Origin of the sequence: Thermaerobacter sp. PB12/4term (assembly GCF_003403315.2) — a bacterium.
Taxonomy (GTDB): domain Bacteria; phylum Bacillota; class Sulfobacillia; order Thermaerobacterales; family Thermaerobacteraceae; genus Thermaerobacter.
Window position 1 is genome coordinate 656,998 of record NZ_CP048407.1, and the last position, 18,998, is coordinate 675,995.

Genomic DNA, 18,998 nt, shown 5'->3' on the forward strand with positions numbered 1-18,998 from the left:
ATCTCCCGTGATGCGGGGACCCCGTGGGCGGGCCACCCTCTACATCGAGATCATGGAGTTCCTGCGGCGGCGGATCCGGGAGGGGCACCTCCGCCCCGGCGACCGGATTCCCTCCGAGCGCGAGCTGGCCGAGCAGTTTGGCGCGAGCCGTATGACGGTGCGTCACGCCTTGGACCAGCTGGCGTGGGAAGGGGTGATTCGCCGGGAGCAGGGGCGGGGAAGTTTCGTTGCCGAACCCAAGATTCCCCTGGGGCTGCAGTTCCTGACCAGCTTCTCGGAAGACATGCGCCGGCGGGGGCTTGAACCTTCGTCCCGCCTGCTGTCCGTGGCGGTGGTCGAGGCCGACGATGCCGTGGCCGCCCAGCTGGCGCTGGCGGTGGACCGGCGGGTCACCTCCCTGCGCCGCGTGCGCTATGCCAACGGCGAACCTCTTTCCATCGAGCATGTGCAGGTTCCCTACCGGCTCCTGCCCGACCTGGCCGAGCATGTCCGCGAGCGGTTCCGGGGGCAGCGAGCGACCGCCTTTTCCCTGTACGAGCGTTTCGACCGCGTGGGCATTGTCCTGCAACGGGCCCGGCAGACCATCGAAGCCGCCGTGGCCACGGCCGAACAGGCCCGCTGGCTCCAGGTGCGGGAAGGGAGCGCCCTGCTGCTGCTCACGCGGGTGAGTTTTGACACCACGGGTCGTCCGGTCGAACTGGTCCGTTCCTGGTACCGGGGGGATCGCTACCGCTATGAAACGGAGTTGATTCGGCCTCCCACCGCGGCCGAGGTCCTCCCCGCAGCGGCTGGGGGTGAACCGGAACAACCTTGACCAGGACCAGCCTGGGTCCAGGTGCAGGAAAGGAAGCGATGGCCAGCATGGACATGACGCATCCTCTCCGGGAAGCAGCGGAAGGGTTTACCCTTCGGAGCCGTCGCATCGTGGTGCCCGGGGGCATCCTCGACGGTTACGTGCGGGTTGCCGGGGGGCGCATTGTAGAGGTGGGCGCGGGTGAGCCACCGGCCGCGGCCGGCGGTATGGTGACCCGCCTGGGGGATGCCTGGCTGCTGCCCGGAATGATCGACCTCCACATCCACGGCCTGGGCGGCTGGGACACCTACGATCTGCGGCCTGAAGCGGCCCGCCACCTGGGGCTCCTGCTGGCGGCGACCGGAACCACGGCGTACTGGCCCACCCTGGCCACGGCGGAATGGGACGCGATGGAGGCGGCCTGTGCCTTCTGGGGCGGGTTCGTCCGGGAGGAATGGGCCGGAGGCGGCGATGGGCGCGGTGCGGGCGGTGCGCCGGGTGGTGCAAGCGGTGCGGGCGGTGCGGGTCGCGCCGGTGGTGCGGGGCTTGCGGGCAGTACGGGCCGGACGGGTGGTGCGAGCGGTGCGGGCGACCCGGCCGGCTCGGCCGGTCCGGCGGGCCCGGCCGGCCACCCGGCCTGGGGGGCGGGAGCGCGGCCCCTGGGCCTTCACCTGGAGGGTCCCTTCCTCAACCCCCGCAAGCCCGGTGCCATGCGCCCCGAGTGGATGGTCCCGCCCGATGCCGGCCGGTTGCAGCTCCTTCTGGACCGTGCCCGGGGAACGGTGCGGCGGGTCACCCTGGCCCCCGAGCTGCCGCGGGCGCTGGACCTGGTCCGGCACCTGCGCCGGCTGGGCGTCGTGGTGGCCGCCGGCCACAGCGAGGCCAGCTATGGTGAGGCGGTGGCGGCCTTTCACGCCGGGGTCACCCTGGGCAACCATATCTTCAACGCCATGCCGCCCCTCCATCACCGGGAGCCGGGCCTGCTGGGGGCGGTGATGGACCTGCCCTTCGACGGCGAGCTCATCGCCGACGGGGTCCACGTGCACCCGGCCGCCATGCGGCTGCTGTGGCGGCTGAAGGGGACCAGCCGGCTGGCGGTCATCAGCGATGCGGTGGCAGCCGCCCTGCTGCCGCCCGGGCGTTACGATCTGCGCGCCTTCGTGGCGGAAGTGCGCCCCGATGGAACCAGCCGGCTGGCCGACGGGACCCTGGCGGGCAGCACGGCCACCATGCTCACCTGCCTGCGGGTGCTGGTCGAACAGGTGGGGGTGCCCTGGCCCGAAGCCGCCCGGATGACGGCCGCGGTGCCGGCGCGCATCGCGGGAGTGGGGGAGCGGAAGGGTGCCATCGTGCCGGGACTGGACGCCGACCTCTTCGCCCTGGACGAGCAATGGCGAGTCGTGGCAACCTGGGTGGAAGGGGTACCCGTCCACACGCCGGAGCGGCCCCTGGTGGTCGCAGACCTCATCAACCGCGCCCTGGCGGTACAGTGAACGGGCTGCCGGGCCGGACGGCACCCGTCCGGTGACCGCCCGGTGCCGGGGGAGCGGTTCGAGCCCCCTGGCCGGCACCGGCAGCCCTGGCGGGCCGGTCCGGGTGGGACGCCTTCTGGAGGGTTGACCATGCCACCCCGCATCCGCATCGCCGAGTCCTACGAAGCCATGAGCGCGGCCGCGGCGGAGGCCGTCGCCCGCAGGCTGGCCGCCCGGCCCAGCCTGCGCATGCTCCTGCCTACAGGGCATACTCCCCTGGGCATGTACCGCCGCCTGGTCGAGATCACCCGCCACGAAGGGCTGCGCTGGGACCGGGCGCAGGTCTTCCTCCTTGACGAGTATCTGGGACTGGGCCCTGAGGATCCCGGCTCCTTCCGCCGTTACATGGCGGAACACCTGCTGCGGCACCTGAACCCGGCCCCGGCAGTGGACAGCCTGAACGGCCGGGCCGCCGATCCCGGGGCGGAGTGCGCCCGGTACGAGCAGGCCCTGGCAGCGGCAGGCCTGGACCTTGTGGTCCTGGGGATCGGGCGCAACGGCCACATCGGCTTCAACGAGCCCGGCTCGCCTTTCACCTCCCGCACCCGGGTGGTGACCCTGACCGCCGATACCCGGCGGGCCAACGCCCCCGATTTCGGGGGTGACCCCGAGGCGGTTCCTCCCCAGGCCCTCACCGTGGGCATCGGCACCATCCTCGAAGGCAAGGAGATCTTCGTCCTGGCCGCCGGGGCTGCCAAGGCCCCGGCGGTGGAACGGGCCATCCAGGGGCCCCTGGATCCCGCCGTACCGGCTTCGGCCCTGCAGCGCCATCCCCGGGTCACCTGGTTCCTCGACCGGGAAGCCGCCGCCGGGCTGGATCCCGAGCTGGTACCTGCCGGGGTGGGGGGCGGCGGGTCCGGGGCATGGCCCGGCGGCGAGGGGCGGAACCGCGGGGGCGCGGGCCGTGACTAGCCCGCCCGGCGGCCCCGGGCGGCGGTACCGGCTGCTGGCCCTTGACCTGGACGGCACGGTCCTGGATCCCCGGGGGCTCATCACGCCGCGCGTCCGCCAGGCGGTGGCCCGCGCCCGGGCGGCGGGCATCCGGGTGGTGCTGGCCACGGGCCGGGTTCTTCCCTCGGCGTGGGTTTATGCGCGGCAGCTGGGGCTCGAGGGGCCGCTGGTGGTAAGCGACGGGGCCGTCCTGGCGGCCCTGGGCGATCCCGGGGACGGCGGCACCGCCGCCGTGGATGCCGGCGTGGCGCCCCGGCGGGCCCCAGGCCCGGTGGCCGGGCGGGCCGCGGGCACGACCGCCGGGGTGGCGGGAGGAACGATCCCCGGCAGCACCGCCGGCAGCACCTCCGGCACCGCGTCGGCAGAGGCCGGGGCCGCGGCGGCCGGTTCCGGGCTGCCGCGCCGGGGCCCGTGGACGGTCCTGGATGTCCAGCCGTTTCCCCGCGATCTGGCCGAGGCGGTGACCGCCGAGCTGGTGGCGGCCGGCTGCCCGGTGGTGGTCCAGTTCCCCCAGTTTCTGGCCAGCAGCCGGCGCCCGCCGGTGGGAACGCTGATCCGGTCCCTGGCCGTACCCTACCTGCGGCACTACTGGGTGCTGCGCCGGTACGTGGTCGTCCATCCCGGGGCCGAGCTGGCCCGGTTCGTAGCCCGGGCCCCTGAGCCGCCCGTCAAGATCTCGGCCTTGGGGCAGGGGGCGGTCCTGCGTCCTCTGGAGGAGCGGATCCTCCAGCGCTACGGTCGAGCCCTGCGGCTGACCCACTCGGGACCCGGCAGCTTCGACCTCTTGCCGCCGGGCACCCACAAGGCCGCCGGGCTGCAGCGGCTGGCGGCCCGCCTGGGCATCGGCCGGGAGCAGGTGGTGGCCGTGGGGGACAACGACAACGATTGCGAGATGCTGCGCTGGGCCGGGCTGGGGGTTGCCATGGGCAACGCGGATCCCGCGGTTCGGGAATGTGCAGGCCGGGTCACCGCGTCCAACGCCGAGGATGGGGTGGCGCGGCTGATCGAAGAGGTGCTGCTGGGGGGTGGCCCGGGGGCCTAGCGGCCGGGCCGCCCGCGGTCCGGCTGAATGGGAACCGTTAATCGCCGGCGCAAAAAGCCGTACAATCGCCTTGGTGAGCCCCGGACAGGCCCCCGGCCCCGGGCGGCCGCCGCCGGGCCGGAGAAGGCGGCGGGGGCCATCCACCACCCATCCCACGAAGCCGGAGGCGTATCGCTGTGGCCGAACCCCACTGGAGCCGCCAGCTGATCTTCTCCGTGGCGGGGAACCCCGCCGTGACCCGTTTCGTCACCCGCTACGGCATGCGCCTGGGCGCGTCCCGGTTCGTCGCGGGGGAAGACCTGGATTCCGCCCTGACCGTGGCCCGCCAGCTGAACCAGGAAGGGTTTCCGCTGGCCATCCAGTTCCTCGGCGAGCACGTGGCCCGGGCGGAAGCCGCCGCCGAGGCGGTGGAGGAGTACCTGAGGCTGCTGGCCGCGTTGGAAGAACGCGGCATCGACGCCTACATCTCCATCAAGCCCAGCCAGATGGGCCTCGAGGTGGACGAGGAGCTTGCCTATGCCAACTGCCGCCGCATCCTGGAGCGGACGGCGGCGGCGGGCCGGTTCGTGCGCATCGAGATGGAGGACTCGCCCTACACCGAGAAGACCCTCCGGCTGTACCGCCGGCTCCGGGAGCACTTCGGTACCCAGGACGTGGGGATCGTCCTGCAGGCCTACCTCTACCGATCGGCCAGGGACCTGGAGGACCTGGCCGATCTGCACCCCAACATCCGCTTCGTCAAAGGGGCGTACAACGAGCCGGCGTCGGTGGCCTATCCCGACAAGGCCGACGTAGACCGCAACTACCGGCAGCTGGTGCAGCGCCACCTGGAGCGGGGCGACTACGCCGCCATCGCCACCCACGACGACGCGCTGATCGAGGACCTGTTGCGGTTTACCGAAGAACGCGGCATCCCCCGCGACCGCTTCGAGTTCCAGATGCTTTATGGCATACGGCCCCAGCTGCAGCGACAGATGCGGGACCGAGGCTACCGGATGCGGGTCTACATCCCCTACGGGCGGGACTGGTACGGGTACTTCGTCCGCCGCCTGGCCGAGCGGCCGGCCAACGTGGGGTTCGTGCTGCGGAACCTGATCCGCGGGTAGGCGACTCGCTGCGCCTGCTCTGCGCCAGGCTGCTGCGCCGGCCGTGGCCCGGCCGCCGATCCCGGGAATGCGGGCTCTGGGATGGCTGTGCTCCGACCGCCGATCCTGCGATGACCGGGCCTGCGACGGCCCATTCCGCAACCGCCGGGCCTGCAACCTGCCAAGGCCCGCGACGGCGGCCCGCGGAAGGCGACCCCGGCCCGGCTCGGGCTCGACCGCCGTGGGCCCTGGCCCCTGGTCCGCCGTCGCCAGTCTGCAGCCCTCGTCCTGGGCTCACCTGGCCGCGGCCCGGCGGCCCAGCTCCGCGGCCACGGCATCCCAGCCCGCGTTCCGCACCACCAGGAGGACCGTCAGGTGGTAGAGGAGATCGGCCGCCTCTTCCACCAGCCGGTGGCCGTCCTGGTGCCCGCCGGCTACCACCGTCTCCACGGCCTCCTCGCCGACCTTCTGCAGGATACGGGGCAGGCCGGCTTCCAGCAGTTGGGTGGTGTAGGATCCCGCCGGCCGCTCCCGGACCCGCTCCCGGATCACGGCTTCAAGGCGCGAGAGCTCGCGGGCGATGGGCCCCTCCGGCGCTCCGGTGCGGGCCTCGGTTCGAGCCGCGACGGCCTGGGTCCCCGTGGGAGACGGGGTTGCCGGAGACCCGGTGCGAGCCGGGGTCGCAGGGCTGCCGGCCGGGATGGTGGCCGTGCGGTAGAAGCAGCTGCGCTCGCCGGTGTGGCAGGCGGGACCGGCCGGTTCGACCCGGTAGAGGACGGCGTCGCCGTCGCAATCGATGCGGGCTTCCCGCACCCGGAGGGTGTGGCCCGACGTCTCGCCCTTGAGCCAGAGGCGCTGCCTGGACCGGCTGAAGAACCACGCCCGGCCCTCGGCCAGGGTGCGGGCCAGGGCCTCGCGGTTGGCGTAGGCCAGCATCAGCACGTCGCCCCGCTCCGCATCCTGGACCACCACAGGCACGAGCCCCCGCTCGTCAAAGCACACGGATTCAAGAAGGGGGTGCCCGGGGTCAAGAAGGGGCTCCCAGCCCTCTACAAGGCGCTCGCCATCTTCCGGAAGGTGCTCGCTGTCCGCCACGCTGCCCACCTGCCGTTTCTCGAGACGCACGTTGCCAACCACGTACGTTGCTAAAGGCGCAGTTTGTCGATGCTAGAGGCGCACCGGGACGCCCCGGGCCGCCAGCAAAGCCTTGACCTCCGCGATGCTCACCTGCTGCCAGTGGAAGATGGACGCCGCCAGGGCAGCATCGGCCCCGCCCCGGACCAGCACCTCCACAAAGTGTTCGGGTCGCCCGGCACCGCCCGACGCGATCACCGGCACGGGCACGGCATCCGCCACCGCCCGGGTCAGTTCCAGGTCGAACCCGTCCCGGGTGCCGTCGGCGTCGATGCTGGTCAGCAGGATCTCGCCGGCTCCCAGCTGGGCGGCGTGGCGCGCCCACTCCACCGCGTCCAGGTTCGTGGGGCGGCGGCCGCCGTGGGTGTAGACCAGCCAGCGGGGTGCGGGCGGGGTTCCGGCACCCGCGTCCGGGCTGGGGGCGGCGGGGTTTCTCCCCGCGTCGATGGCTACCACGATGCACTGGCGGCCAAAGCGTTCCGCCGCCTCGGCCACCAGCTCGGGCCGGGCCACCGCGGCGCTGTTGATGGCCACCTTGTCGGCGCCTGCCGCCAGCAGGCGGGCGATCTGCTCGCTATCCCGCACCCCGCCGCCCACCGTTAAGGGGATGAACACCTCCGCCGCCACCCGGCGGACCACTTCCAGCAACGTCTCGCGGCCCTGGACGGTGGCGCTGATGTCCAGGAAGACTAGCTCGTCCGCACCCTCCCGGTCGTAGCGGCGTGCCAGTTCCACCGGGTCCCCCGCATCCCGGAGGCCCTGGAAGTGGATTCCCTTGACCACCCGCCCGCCGTCCACGTCCAGGCAGGGGATGATGCGCCGGGTCAGCATGGAGTGCCACCTCCCGGGCCCGGTGGCTCGGGGGATGCCTCCCCTGGGTTGCGGCCGAGCCCCTGGTGTGGGGTGTCGCCTGGGCCCCGGCCCGCGGCCTGCCGCGGGGTGTCTCCTGGGCCATGGCCCGGGGCCGGGCGGGTGCTCCGCCCTTCGTCCCGGCCCGGGGCCGGGCCGGGTTCCTGGCCTGCCTCATGAACCGGGGTCCCGCCGGGAAGAAGGCCGGGGGCCTTGCCCGCTTCCCGCACGGCCGCTAGGGCCGCCGCCAGATCCAGGGTGCCCTCGTACAGGGCACGCCCGGCGATGACCCCCGCCAGACCGGCGTGCTGCAGCCGGACCACGTCGTGCACATCCCGCACGCCGCCCGCGGCGATCACGCGAAAGCCGGCACGCAGGAACGGCGCGAACACCGCCGGGTCGACCCCGGCCAGGGTGCCGTCGCGGCCGGTGTCGGTGACGATGACCTCCGTCACCCCGGCGGCCCTGAGGCGCTCCAGCAGCGCCGCCGGGGGCTCGCCCGCCGCGGTCCAGCCGTCCACCGCCGCCCGCCCCTCCTTGAGGTCCAGGCTGGCCAGCACCCGGCCCGGGTAGCGGGCGGCCACCCGGGCCACCACCTCGGGCTGCCGGACCGCCACGGTGCCGAAGATCACCGCGGCGGCGCCGTCTTCCAGATAGGCCGCGGCGGTGGCCGCGTCGCGAATGCCGCCGCCCACCTGCACCGGCACGGGCACCGCCCGCACCAGCTGCCGGATCAGCGCCTGGTGGACAGGCCGCCCCTGCCGCGCCCCGTCCAGGTCGACCACGTGGAGCCGCGGCGCCCCCGCGGCGGCGAAAGCCCGGGCGGCGGCCACCGGGTCGTCGCCGTAGACCGTCTCCCGCTGGTAGTCGCCCTGCCACAGGCGGACCAGGCGGCCACCCCGCAGGTCAAGGGCTGGGATCACAAGCACCGCACATCGCTCCAAAGTTCCGCAGGATGCGCAGGCCGGCGGGCCCGCTCTTCTCCGGGTGGAACTGGGTGCCCAGTACCGGGCCGGCCTCAACCGCCGCCACGAAGGGGCCGCCGTAGTCCGCCCGGGCCAGCAGCAGGGCGGCGGAAGCCGGTGCCGGCGCGGCGGAAGACCCTGCTGCCAGGCGCCGGCCTGCCGCCGGGGAGAGCGGGGAGAGACCGGCCGATCCCGACGGCCCGGATGCCACCGCCGGGGGTGGGGGAGAGGAGGCCGGCACGGGCGAGCCCGCCGGCGGCCATGGCACCCGGTACGAGTGGACGAAGTAGGCGTAGAAGGTGTCGCCCAGGCCCGCCAGCAGGCGGCTGCCCGGCGGGACGGCGACCCGGTTCCAGCCCATGTGGGGCACCTTGAGGGGGGATTTGAATGCCAGGCGGTCACCCGGCGCTCCCCTCACCGCTTCCGGGCCGCTGGCCTCCGCTCCGCCCCCGGCTGCCGCGCCGTCCCCAGGCGCCGCCTGGTCCCTGGCGGCCGCCGCTTCCCCCGGCGCCGCTGCAACCCCGGCCACCGCCCGGCGGTCCGAAAAGGGTTCGACCCAGCCGGGCAGCAGGCCGAGGCCGGGCCAGCAGCCGTCCTCCCGACTGCCCTCAAAGAGAAGCTGCATGCCCAGGCAGATGCCGAGCAGCGGCCGCCCCGCCGCCACCCGCTCCTGCAGCACGGGGATGAGTCCCAGGGCCTCCAGCCGCCGCCGGGCGGGGCCGAAGGCCCCAACCCCCGGCAGGACCACCCCGGCCGCCCGGGCCAGTTCGTCCGGGTCCGCGGTGAGGCGGGTCCGGCAGCCGGCCCGCTCCAGGGCCTTGCCCAGGCTGTGGACGTTGCCCGTTCCGTAGTCGACCATGGCCACGTACGGCTGCGCCATGCTGCTGCCTCCTTGCCGGCCTGTGCCGGTTCCCCGGCATCCCCCCGGCCGGCCCACCCGCCCGGTCCGCCCATCTGCCCGGCCGGTCCACCCGCCCGGTCCGCCCATCCCCCCGGCCGGTCCACCCGCCGGGCCGTCCTGCCCGTCCGGTCCATGGTGCCGCCGGGCGCCCGGCGGCCGCCTCTACTCCAGCACGCCTTTGGTGGAGAGGGGGCCCCCCGGCCGCGGGGCGAGGGCCTGGGCCAGGGCCCGGCCGGCGGCCTTCCAGATCGCCTCCAGCCCGTGGTGGGCGTTGCGGACCCGCAGCAGGTCGACGTGCAGGGTCAGGCGCGCCTCCACGGCCACCGCCCGCCAGAACTCCTCGGCCAGCTCGGTGTGGAAGGCGCCGAAGCTGCGGGGCGGCACCTCCACCACCCAGACCAGATAGGGGCGGCCGCTGGCGTCGACCACCACCCGGGCCAGGGCCTCGTCCATGGGCACGTAGGCCGTACCGAAGCGGGCCACGGTGCCGTAACCGGCGGCCGCCTCGCGGAGGGCCCGGCCCAGGCAGATGCCCGTGTCTTCCACCGTGTGGTGGCCTTCCACCTCCAGGTCGCCCCGGGCCAGCAGATCCAGGCCGAAGCCCCCGTGCACGGACCAGGCCGTGAGCAGGTGGTCGAAAAAGGGGATCCCCGTTTCGATCCGGGCGGCCGGGCGCGGGTCCGTCCCGTCCAGGTCGATCCGGCAGCGAATGGCGGTCTCCCGCGTGGACCGCTCCACCAGGGCCCGCCGCCCGCCCAGAGCCTGCCGCCCGCCTAGGGCCTGCCCCCCGCCCAGTGACGCCGGCAGGGAGGGAGCCGCTCCCGGCGCCGGCGGCCGGTCGCCGGGTCGAACCGGCTCGCCGGGCGGGGCGCCGCGGGGCATCCCCTGCGCCAGGGCAGGGGCGCCCCCTGCCGTCGCCGGGCCTCCGGAGGCTGCGGTGAGCCCCTGGTCCGGGCTCGCCGGGGCCAGCGCCCCGCCCGGACCTGCCGGGCTTGCCTCAGCGGCCGCCTCCGCGGCCCCGCCCGGGCCGTCCCCCTCGGGGCCGTCGGGGAAGTGACGTCCTGGTCCCGGATGCTTCGTCACGGTCATGACGGGCTCCCTCCCGGTTCCGAGCGGCCGGACCCGGCCAGCCCGGCCAGGGGCTGTTGCCCAAGGCCGGCGAGAGCGGCCGCCAGGGCATCCAGCAGGGCCGCGTTCTCTTCCTCCGTCCCCACCGTGACCCGCAGGTAACCGGCCAGGGACGGCTCCCAGGGGAAGGACCGCACGGCGATGCCCCGGGCGGCCAGGGCATCCTGCAGGGCGGCGGCCCGAACGGGGTCGGGGGTCGGGGGGCCGCCGGGGCGGCCCGGGCTGGTGCGGGAGCCGGCCTCCGCACCGGTCCCTGCACCGTTGCCGGCGCCGGCCCGCGCACCGTGACCGGCGGCGGCTTGGCCACCGGCACCGGTGCCGGCCTGCCCGCCGGCGCCGCGCCCGGAACCGGTCTCGCCTACGGTTCCGGCCGGTTCTTCCACCCGCACGAGCACGAAGTTTCCCTGGGAGGGCAGCGGCACAAGACCGGGCAGCCGGGACAGCTGCTCCCTCAATCGCTCCCGCCGGCGGCGGGTCGCCGCAGCCCGCTCGAGGAAGACGGCCCGGTGCTGGAGCGCCACCCGGGCGGCCACCAGGGACAAGGTGTTGAGATTGTAGGGCTGCAGCCAGCGCCCCAGTTCGGCGGCCACCGGCGGGGCGGCCACGGCGTAGCCCACCCGGGCGCCGGCCAGGGCGAAGGCCTTGGAAAGGGTGCGCAGGACCACCAGGCGCCCCGTCGCCCATCCTCCGGGGTGCCCGCTGAAGGCGACGCTGGCGGCACCGCTGAAGACGCCACTTGAGGCGCCGCCGAAGGCGCCACTGGAGGCGCCACTTAAGGCGGCCAGCGCCGTCAGGTCGAGGCTGTCCAGGATGCTCTCGTCCGCGAACTCGGCGTACGCCTCATCGACCACCAGCCACAGGTCGGACCGGCGCAGCAGGCCCTCGACCACCGCCGGCGAGCAGGACAGACCCGTGGGGTTGTTGGGCCGGCAGAGGAAGACCAGCTTCTGGCCCGGCAGGGCGTCGAGCACAGGGGCCAGATCGTCCAGCTCCACGGCCCGCTCGGGAGGAACGGGCACCGCCCGGTAGGGCACGCCGGCGGCCGCCGCGGCCGCGGCGTAGTAGCCGAAGGTGGGCGAGGGCGCCACGGCGGCGGTGCAGCGCCGGCCGATGGTGCCCAGCACGGCCTGCACCAGCTCGTCGGAGCCGTTGCCCAGCACCACCGCCTCCTCGGGCACCCCGGCGTAGTCCGCCACCAGGGACCGGACCGCCTGCCGCAGCGGCCGGGGCGGGTACCGGTGGGGAGCGCCGTCCTCCAGGGCCCGTGCCAGCTCCCTCACCAGCTCCTGGCGAAGCTCTTCCGGCCACGGCTCCGCTTCATTGGCGTCCAGCTTGATGGGTGCCGGCCTGTCCGCCACGGTGTACCCGGCGGGGACCGCCGGAACGGGCGCGGGGAGGCTTGCCCCCGCCAGCCCGGAGCCGGCCGCGGCCGGGGCACCGTCCGGGGCCGGGCCGCCGTCCGGGGCCGGGCCCCTGCGGAGATCTCCGACCTGATCCGCTACCGGGGAGCCCGTCGCGCTGCGGGGGCCGGGGCCTGCGACGGCCGGGCGGCTATCGCCCGCCGCTCCAGACTCGCTGAGGCCAGGGGCAGGACCGCCGGCCGCCTCAGGCCCGCCGGTGCTGGCCAGGGCGGAACTGCCGGCGCTGCCGGCCGATCGGCTTCCCGCCGGCCCGGGTTCGCCGCCGCCGGCCGGTTCTTCCCGCAGAGCGACACTGTCCGCATGGGCGGGCAGCCCCTCGGCCTCGGCCAGGGTCCGCGCCGCCGGCGCCCACGCCCGCACCCCTTCCCGGGAGCCGGCGAAGAAGGGGATGGTACGGACGAAGGCTTCCGGGCCCAGGGCCGCCTGGAACCGGGCGGCACCGCCCGTGGGGAGGATGTGGTTCGTCCCGGCGGCGTAATCGCCGGCCGCCACGGGGGCGTACGGGCCCAGGAACACGGCCCCGGCTGCCCGCACCTGCCCGAGCCAACGCCCCGGATCCCGCACCTGCAGGCTCAGGTGTTCGGGGGCCAGCCGTCCGGCCAGTTCCACCGCGTCCGCCAGGCTAGCGGTCTGCACCAGGAAGCCCCGCTCCAGGGCGGCAGCGGCGATGGCCGCCCGGGGGGTCCGGGCCAGCTGCCGGTCAAGCTCCGCCGCCACGGCCTCCAGCAGCGCCCCGTCGGGGCTCAGGCAGCCCACCACCGCCAGGGGATCGTGCTCGGCCTGGGCCAGCAGGTCGGCAGCCACCCAGGCGGGGTCCGCCCCGTCGCCGGCCACCACGACGATCTCGCTGGGACCCGCCAGGGAGTCGATCCCCACCCGGTGGGCCACTGCCGCCTTGGCGGCCGTCACGTAGGCGTTGCCCGGCCCGGCGATCTTGTCGACCGCCGGCACCGTCTCCGTCCCGTAGGCCAGCGCGGCGACGGCCTGGGCGCCGCCGGCCCGGATCACCCGGTCGACCCCCGCCAGGGCGGCGGCCGCCAGCACCACCGGCGGGACCGTTCCGTCGGGGCGGGGAGGCGTGGCCAGCAGGATCTCCCGGACCCCGGCCAGCCGCGCCGGAAGGGCCGCCATGAGGACGGTGGAGGGGTACGCCGCCCGCCCGCCGGGGACGTAGAGGCCCACCCGGTCCAGAGGCCGCACCACCCGGCCCAGCCGGTTGCCGGCCTCGTCGGTCCAGGCCACGCTCTCCGGGACGAACCGGCGGTGGTAGGCGGCGATGCGGGCCGCGGCCTGTTCCAGGGCCGCCCGCAAGGCGCCGGGAAGGCCGGCCAGCGCCCGGGCCGGCGCCTCGGGCGGGAGCAGCAGCTCCTCGCGGGTGAGGGAGGGGGCGTCCCAGCGGCGGGTGTACTCGAGCAGGGCCTCGTCCCCGCGGCGGCGCACGTCGTCCACGATGGCCTCGGCTGCTTCGCGGACCTCGGGCGCGAAGGGCTGGCGCCGGTCCAGTTCGGCCAGAAGCTGGGCCGGGGTCAACCGGCGCATGGGCTTTCCCTCCCCTCGGCGGCCGGCTGCCGGGCGGGCGCCTCTCGGGCGGCCGCCTCCAGCCCCTCGGCCAGGGGGAGGAGGCGCTCTTCCCGCAGCCGCAGGCTGGCCTCATTGGCGATCAGCCGCGCGGTGCTGGAGAAGAGCACCTCGTACTCCACCAGCCCATGGGCCCGCAGGGTGCGGCCCGTGGCCACCAGATCGACGATCACGTCGGCCAGGCCCACCAGGGGCGCCAGTTCCACCGACCCGGCCAGGGGGATGACCTCCACCTCCGCCGGGCCGCCACCCAGGGCCCGCCGGGCGCAGGCGGGGTACTTGGTCGCCACCCGCAGCCGGCCCGCCTGCAGCCGGCGCCAGGGCCAGAGCCCGGCCCCCGCCGGCGGGCCGGCCACCACCATGCGGCAGGCCCCGGCACCCAGGTCGGCCAGTTCCACCGCCCCGGGCGGGTCGAGCCAGCCGCCGCGGGCGTCGCCGGCCTTCTCCTCCAGCACGTCCTTGCCGGTGATGCCCAGGTCCGCGGCCCCGAAGGCCACGTAACTCCACACGTCCCCCGGGCGGACGAGCAGGAGCCGCACGCCGCTGGGCTCATCGTCCAGCACCAGGGCTTCCGGGTCGTCGCCCGCGGCCAGGGAAGCCGCGGCGGCAATGCCCGCCCGGGCGCAGAGGGCGGCCACCTCCGCCAGCATCCGCCCCTTGGGCAGGGCCAGGGTGAGGGGCCGCTCCCCCCCGGCCCAGGGATCTCCAGGTACATAACTCATGCAGGCATCGCTCCTGTATACGCACCGTTGCCCGTCACGAGGGCGACCGTCACCGGGCGGCGGGCCGGGCCATGCGCAGGACCCGGCGGCGCCCGTCCAGCCAGAGCAGGCGCAGGCACCCCAGCCGGCGGGCAGCGGCCAGCGCCTCTTCTTCCGAGGGGGCACCGCAAAGGACCACCGCCGACGCCCCCTGCTCCCGCAGGCGGCGCGCCTCCGCCCACAGGCGGCCGGCCTCGTCCCCCGGCCGGCCCGCCTCCTGACCGGCGCCGCCGGGGCCGGCCGCGGCACCCGCCGGCCCCGCCACCAGATAGTCGATGGCCCCCGCCACGGGTCCCTCTGCCGCCGGGCCGCTTCCCGGGGGCTGCTCCGGCGGGAGCGCCCCGGGCACCCGGCCCGCCGGGAGGCCGCCGGCGTCGGGGCCCGGGCCCTCGGGTGGACCGGCCGCTTCGGCCACCGCCTCCAGATCGAAGGCCACCCCCACCGCCGGCCCCCGTCCACCCAGGCGGGCCAGCAGGCCGTCGTACCGCCCCCCGGCGGCGATGCGCCGCCAGCCCGCGAACACCTCGATCACCAGTCCGGTGTAGTACTGCAGGTCCCGCACCAGCCCGGGCTCGAACCGCAGGCGCTGTGCGGCGGCCGGGAAATAGCGGCCGGCCGCCTGGAGAACGGTGGCCAGCTCGGCCGCCGGCGCCGTCCCCAGCCGTTCCAGCGGCTGCAGAGCACCGGGGAGGGGAAAGCTGCCGGTCAGGAAGCGATAGGTTTCCGCAGCCCTGCCTGCCCCCAGCGCCGCCTCCAGGTGCCGGCGCAGGGCGACCCGGTCTCGGCGCGCCAGGGCCGCGAGGGCGGCAGCGGCGGCGGGTTCGTCCAGGCCGGTGGCCGCCAGGTAGTCCTGCAGCACGCCGGTGTGGCCCACGGCGACCCGGGCGGGGAAGGGGATGCCCTCCGGCCCCGCTGCCTCCAGCGCCCCGGCCGCCCCCACCGTCGCTTCCATGGTGGCGGCCGTTCCCGGCGCCGCCAGAGCATCCAGGGCCTCCAGCAGAAGGCCCAGGATCTCCACGTCCCCCTCCGGCGCCGACGAGCCCAGCAGCTCCACACCGGCCTGGGTCACCGCGGTGAAGCGCCCGTCCCGCGGATCCCGCCGGAAGACGGGGTCCAGGTAGTAGAGCCGCCAGGGATCGGCCCCGTCCAAGCGCGACGCGGCCCAGCGGGCCACGGCCAGGGTGTGGTCCGGGCGCAAGGCCAGCACCCTGCCCGCGGGATCGACGAACCGGCACAGGGCAGTCTCGGGGAACACCGCCAGCAGCTCGTCCCGGGCCTCCTCCCAGAGGGGGGTGCGGATGCGCCGGTAACCCCAGGCGGCAAAGCGCCCGGCCAGGCGGCGGCGGGTTTCCTCGGCCGGGTCGGCGGCCAGGGCTGCCGGTGCCCCGGCGGCCGCGGGCAGGGTGAGGGGGACGGGTGGCATACCGGGCGACCTCCTTGCTGCGCCTTGCAGCGAGCATCCCGCTTGCTTCAGTTCTTTAGCACTTTAACACGATAAAGAGACGGAGGCAACCCCAGCCGGTCACGTTTCGCAACCGTCATGGTGCCGGGGTGGCGCGGACGAGACGGGTGACGAGAGCGGCGGCGAGTCGCCGGCCCGGGGAGCGGCGGGCGCCAGCCTGGCACGGGCTGGCGGATCCTGGATCATGCTTCCGGCTGCACGGGAAAGGGTTCGGGCCCGCGGTGGGGAATTGCCACTGCAACCGGTCCCGCGGTGCTTGAGCGGGCCCGCGGCCGGCAAGCAGGGAGGCATGCTCCGTGTACGACGTGATCGTAGTGGGCCTGGGCGGCATGGGCGGCGCCATCGCGTACCACCTGGCCCGCCGTGGCCGCCGGGTGCTGGGGCTCGACCGCCTGGCCCCGCCCCATGATGCGGGTTCGTCCCACGGCATGAGCCGGATCATCCGGCAGGCTTACTTTGAAGACCCGGCCTACGTGCCGCTGCTGCTGCGGGCGTACGAGCTGTGGGAGGCGCTGGCGCGGGATGCCGGCGAGACCTTACTGGTCAAGACCGGCGGCCTCATGATCGGGACCCCCGACTCGGCCATCGTGGCGGGCAGCACCGAGAGCGCCCGGCGCCACGGGCTTTCCTACCGCATGCTCAGCCCGGAGGACGTGGGCCGCTGGTTCCCCGCCTTCCGGCTGGAACCCCATGAGGTGGCGGTGTACGAAGAGGCCGCGGGCGTGCTGTTCCCCGAAAAGGCCGTGGCGGCCCATCTCCGCCTGGCCCGGGCGGCGGGCGCGGAGCTGCGCCTGAACGAGCCGGTGGAATCCTGGGTGGCCGGGCCGTCGTCGGTGTCGGTGCGCACCACCGCCGGGCGTTACCAGGCGGAGCGCCTGGTGCTGGCGGCCGGCGCCTGGAACCCGAAGCTGCTGGGCGGGTTCTTCCCCATGGAGGTGGAGCGCCAGGTCAGCCTGTGGTTCCGGCCGGCGGAGCGGCCCGACTGGTTCGAGGAGAACTTCCCCGTCTTCATCTGGGACCGGGGGGACGAGCCGGCCCTCTACGGCCTGCCCGGCCTGAACGGCGAGGGCATCAAGGTCGGCCTGCATCACGGCGGCCAGCTGGGGGATCCCGACCGCCTCCCCCGGGAGATCACGCCGGACGACATCGAGCCGGTGCAGCGGCTGCTGGCCCGGCGGCTGCCCCTGCTGGACCCGGAGCCCCGGCGGGCGGCGGTATGCCTCTATACCAACACCCCGGACCTGCACTTTCTGGTGGGCCCCCATCCCGATCATCCCGCGGTCCTGCTGGCGGCAGGGTTCTCGGGACACGGGTTCAAGTTCTGTCCGGTGATCGGGGAGGCGGTGGCCGACCTGGTGGAAGGCAAGGAGCGGCGCGACCTGGCCCTCTTCAACCCCGGCCGGTTCCGGGCCGGGCAGGGGAGGTCATAGCACCGTGGGTGTGCGGGGGATGGCCTACGTCCTGGCGGCGGCCGCCCTGTGGGGGACCCTGGGTGTGGTGGCCCGGCTGGCGTATGCCGGGGGCGCCCAGCCCGGCGAAGTGGTGTTCTTTCGGGCCGCCATCGCTTTCGTGCTGGCCCTGGCGGTGGCCCGGCGGCAGGGGGTGGCCCTGGCCGTACCGCGCCGCCGCTGGCTGCTTCTGGGCGCCTACGGGACCATCAGCGTCGGCCTGTTCTACCTGAGCTACTTCTGGGCGGTGCGGATGCTGCCCGTGGCCGTGGCGGCGGTGCTGCTTTACACCGCGCCGGTCTTCGTCGCCCTGCTGGCCCGGCTGTTTTTAGGGGAGACCCTGGGGCTCCGGCGGCTGCTGGCCCTGGCCGTGGCCCTGGCGGGCGTGATGCTGGTCAGCGCTCCGGACCCGTCGGCCGGGATCCGCTGGGGAGGGGTGGCGGTGGGCCTGCTGTCGGGTCTGACCTATGCCCTCTACAGCATCTTCGGCAAGGTGGCCCTGCGGGACCTGGACCCGGCGGCGGTGGTGGTCTACACCCTCGGCATCGGCGCCCTGGTGCTCCTGGCGGCCTTGCCGCCCGGGCGCCTGCTGGATCTGGCCTGGTCACCGGCGGTCTGGCTGTGGGTGTTCCTGCTGGGCGTGGGACCCACCTTCCTGGCCTATCGCCTGTACACCGCCGGCCTGCAGTGGGTGCCGGCCTCCACGGCCTCCATCGTGGCTACGGTGGAGCCGGTGGTGGCGGCCCTGTTAGGCTGGCTGGTGCTGGGGGAGAGCCTTTCGGCCGGCCAGGGGGCCGGGGCGGTGCTGGTCCTGCTGGCGGGGTGGCTGGCCCAGGAAGGGCTGAGCCTGCGGGCCGCCGCCCGCGCCACCGGCGGGCCGGAGGGTCATGGTCCCCGGGGCCGGCACCGGGGGTGCCCTGATGGGAAGGAGGCGGAGCACCCGTGCCCGTCCGCTGGCTGAACGCCGCCGACGTCGAGCGCTGCCTGCCCATGGCGGAGGCCGTGGACGCCATGGCGGCCGCCTTCGCCGCCGTCAGCGCCGGCCGGGTGGCCATGCCCCTGCGGCTGGCCGTCGAAGCGCCCGCCGCCGGGGGCACCACCCTGTTCATGCCGGCCCACGATCCGGAGCTGAACTACACCGTGCTGAAGACCGTCTCCGTCTACCCCGGCAACCCCGCCCGGGGGCTGCCGGCCATCGGCGGCCTGGTGATCCTGCTGGACGGGGCCACGGGGCAGCCCGTGGCGGTGATGGAGGGGGCCACCCTGACGGCCCTGCGCACCGGCGCCGCCAGCGGCGCTGCCACCCGGGCGCTGGCCCGGGAAGACGCGACGGTGCTGGCCGTGCTGGGCGCGGGGGCCCAGGCGCCGTTCCAGGTCCTGGCGGTGTGCGCCGTACGCCCCATCCGCCAGGTGCGCATCTACAATCGCACCCGGGAGCGGGCGGAGGCCCTGGCCCGCTGGCTGGAGGGCCGCCTGGGCCCGGGGGTCGAACCGGTGGTGGCGGCCACCCCTGCGGAGGCCGCCCGGGGTGCCCACGTGATCTGCACCGTCACCAGCAGCGCCGTCCCCTTGCTGGACGCGGCGGACGTGGCGCCGGGGACCCACATCAACGCCGTGGGCAGCTTCCGCCCGGCCATGCGGGAGCTGGGCCGCGACCTGGTGGCCCGGTGCCGGCCGGTCTTCGTCGACCAGCGCCAGGCCGCCCGGGAGGAGGCGGGGGAGCTGATCGACGCCCTCCAGGCCGGCGTCCTCCAGCCCGGTGATCTGGTGGAACTCGGCCAGGTGCTGGCCGGCGCCCACCCCGGCCGGGTTCATCCGGACCAGGTGACCCTGTTCAAGAGCTGCGGCCTGGCGGCCCAGGACCTGTACGCGGCGGCCCGGGTGTGGCAGCGGGCCCGGGAGCTGGGGGTGGGGCAGGATGTGGAGCTTTAAGGCGGGGCTCGAGGCC

The 18,998-nt window shown here is 75.1% G+C and carries 16 protein-coding genes; 8 read left to right on the plus strand and 8 right to left on the minus strand.

Annotated elements, in window-relative coordinates; genetic code table 11:
• Positions 1–10: 10 nt before the first annotated feature.
• From DYI95_RS02710 to DYI95_RS02730, 5 genes are all read left to right on the plus strand, one after another.
• Entirely contained in the window at positions 11–814 is an 804-nt protein-coding gene (locus tag DYI95_RS02710; protein ID WP_116900968.1) for a GntR family transcriptional regulator, read from the plus strand.
• A gap of 38 nt (positions 815–852) precedes the next feature.
• A complete protein-coding gene (gene nagA / locus DYI95_RS02715; RefSeq protein WP_116900928.1) occupies positions 853–2,286 on the plus strand; it encodes an N-acetylglucosamine-6-phosphate deacetylase in 1,434 nt (477 codons plus the stop codon).
• 129 nt (positions 2,287–2,415) lie between these two features.
• The gene (locus DYI95_RS02720) at positions 2,416–3,237 is read left to right on the plus strand and encodes a glucosamine-6-phosphate deaminase (protein WP_116900927.1); all 822 of its coding nucleotides are present in this window, start codon (positions 2,416–2,418) and stop codon (positions 3,235–3,237) included.
• Complete coding sequence (locus DYI95_RS02725) at positions 3,230–4,318, plus strand: HAD-IIB family hydrolase (protein ID WP_116900926.1); 1,089 nt, start codon at positions 3,230–3,232, stop codon at positions 4,316–4,318. Before DYI95_RS02720 ends, DYI95_RS02725 begins: the two co-directional genes overlap by 8 nt.
• Positions 4,319–4,494: 176 nt before the next feature.
• Positions 4,495–5,424 carry a proline dehydrogenase family protein gene (locus DYI95_RS02730; RefSeq protein WP_116900925.1) on the plus strand — a complete coding sequence of 310 codons (930 nt, stop codon included), beginning with the start codon at positions 4,495–4,497 and terminating at the stop codon, positions 5,422–5,424.
• 273 nt (positions 5,425–5,697) lie between these two features.
• Here the strand turns inward: DYI95_RS02730 and hisIE are convergent, their stop codons facing one another.
• From hisIE to DYI95_RS02770, 8 genes are all read right to left on the minus strand, one after another.
• A complete protein-coding gene (hisIE, locus tag DYI95_RS02735) occupies positions 5,698–6,528 on the minus strand; it encodes a bifunctional phosphoribosyl-AMP cyclohydrolase/phosphoribosyl-ATP diphosphatase HisIE (RefSeq protein WP_243149824.1) in 831 nt (276 codons plus the stop codon).
• Between the two features lie 42 nt (positions 6,529–6,570).
• A complete protein-coding gene (gene hisF / locus DYI95_RS02740; protein WP_116900923.1) occupies positions 6,571–7,368 on the minus strand; it encodes an imidazole glycerol phosphate synthase subunit HisF in 798 nt (265 codons plus the stop codon).
• Positions 7,362–8,315: a 1-(5-phosphoribosyl)-5-[(5-phosphoribosylamino)methylideneamino]imidazole-4-carboxamide isomerase gene (hisA, locus tag DYI95_RS02745; RefSeq protein ID WP_116900922.1), complete on the minus strand. Its 954-nt coding sequence runs from the start codon at positions 8,313–8,315 to the stop codon at positions 7,362–7,364. Before hisA ends, hisF begins: the two co-directional genes overlap by 7 nt.
• Positions 8,293–9,231, minus strand: coding sequence for an imidazole glycerol phosphate synthase subunit HisH (locus tag DYI95_RS02750; protein ID WP_116900921.1), 939 nt, complete (start codon positions 9,229–9,231; stop codon positions 8,293–8,295). Before DYI95_RS02750 ends, hisA begins: the two co-directional genes overlap by 23 nt.
• Positions 9,232–9,414: 183 nt before the next feature.
• Positions 9,415–10,011 (minus strand): imidazoleglycerol-phosphate dehydratase, encoded by a 597-nt coding sequence (locus DYI95_RS02755; RefSeq protein ID WP_116900967.1) that lies wholly within the window; start codon positions 10,009–10,011, stop codon positions 9,415–9,417.
• Positions 10,012–10,337: 326 nt separating this feature from the next.
• Positions 10,338–13,340, minus strand: coding sequence for a histidinol dehydrogenase (gene hisD / locus DYI95_RS02760; protein ID WP_116900920.1), 3,003 nt, complete (start codon positions 13,338–13,340; stop codon positions 10,338–10,340).
• The gene (gene hisG / locus DYI95_RS02765; RefSeq protein ID WP_116900919.1) at positions 13,328–14,101 is read right to left on the minus strand and encodes an ATP phosphoribosyltransferase; all 774 of its coding nucleotides are present in this window, start codon (positions 14,099–14,101) and stop codon (positions 13,328–13,330) included. Before hisG ends, hisD begins: the two co-directional genes overlap by 13 nt.
• Before the next feature lie 49 nt (positions 14,102–14,150).
• Positions 14,151–15,563 (minus strand): ATP phosphoribosyltransferase regulatory subunit, encoded by a 1,413-nt coding sequence (locus DYI95_RS02770; protein WP_116900918.1) that lies wholly within the window; start codon positions 15,561–15,563, stop codon positions 14,151–14,153.
• Positions 15,564–15,898: 335 nt separating this feature from the next.
• Between DYI95_RS02770 and solA the strand changes: the two genes are divergently transcribed.
• Genes solA through DYI95_RS02785 form a run of 3 tightly spaced genes read left to right on the plus strand, consistent with a single transcriptional unit; the run spans position 15,899 to position 18,982 of the window.
• Entirely contained in the window at positions 15,899–17,032 is a 1,134-nt protein-coding gene (gene solA / locus DYI95_RS02775; protein ID WP_116900917.1) for an N-methyl-L-tryptophan oxidase, read from the plus strand.
• Between the two features lie 4 nt (positions 17,033–17,036).
• On the plus strand, positions 17,037–18,011 hold the full coding sequence (locus DYI95_RS02780) for a DMT family transporter (protein ID WP_116900916.1): 975 nt from the start codon (positions 17,037–17,039) through the stop codon (positions 18,009–18,011).
• Positions 17,993–18,982, plus strand: a complete 990-nt coding sequence (locus DYI95_RS02785) for an ornithine cyclodeaminase family protein (RefSeq protein WP_116900915.1) — start codon at positions 17,993–17,995, stop codon at positions 18,980–18,982. The genes DYI95_RS02780 and DYI95_RS02785 overlap by 19 nt, the downstream gene beginning before the upstream one ends.
• Positions 18,983–18,998 lie beyond the last annotated feature (16 nt).

Coding starts and splice junctions, on each gene's coding strand:
- DYI95_RS02770 (WP_116900918.1), bottom strand. CDS start 15,563: ATGCCACCCGTCCCCCTCACCCTGCCCGCGGCCGCCGGGGCACCGGCA.
- DYI95_RS02710 (WP_116900968.1), top strand. CDS start 11: ATGCGGGGACCCCGTGGGCGGGCCACCCTCTACATCGAGATCATGGAG.
- hisD (WP_116900920.1), bottom strand. CDS start 13,340: ATGCGCCGGTTGACCCCGGCCCAGCTTCTGGCCGAACTGGACCGGCGC.
- DYI95_RS02750 (WP_116900921.1), bottom strand. CDS start 9,231: ATGGCGCAGCCGTACGTGGCCATGGTCGACTACGGAACGGGCAACGTC.
- hisF (WP_116900923.1), bottom strand. CDS start 7,368: ATGCTGACCCGGCGCATCATCCCCTGCCTGGACGTGGACGGCGGGCGG.
- DYI95_RS02720 (WP_116900927.1), top strand. CDS start 2,416: ATGCCACCCCGCATCCGCATCGCCGAGTCCTACGAAGCCATGAGCGCG.
- hisG (WP_116900919.1), bottom strand. CDS start 14,101: ATGAGTTATGTACCTGGAGATCCCTGGGCCGGGGGGGAGCGGCCCCTC.
- nagA (WP_116900928.1), top strand. CDS start 853: ATGGCCAGCATGGACATGACGCATCCTCTCCGGGAAGCAGCGGAAGGG.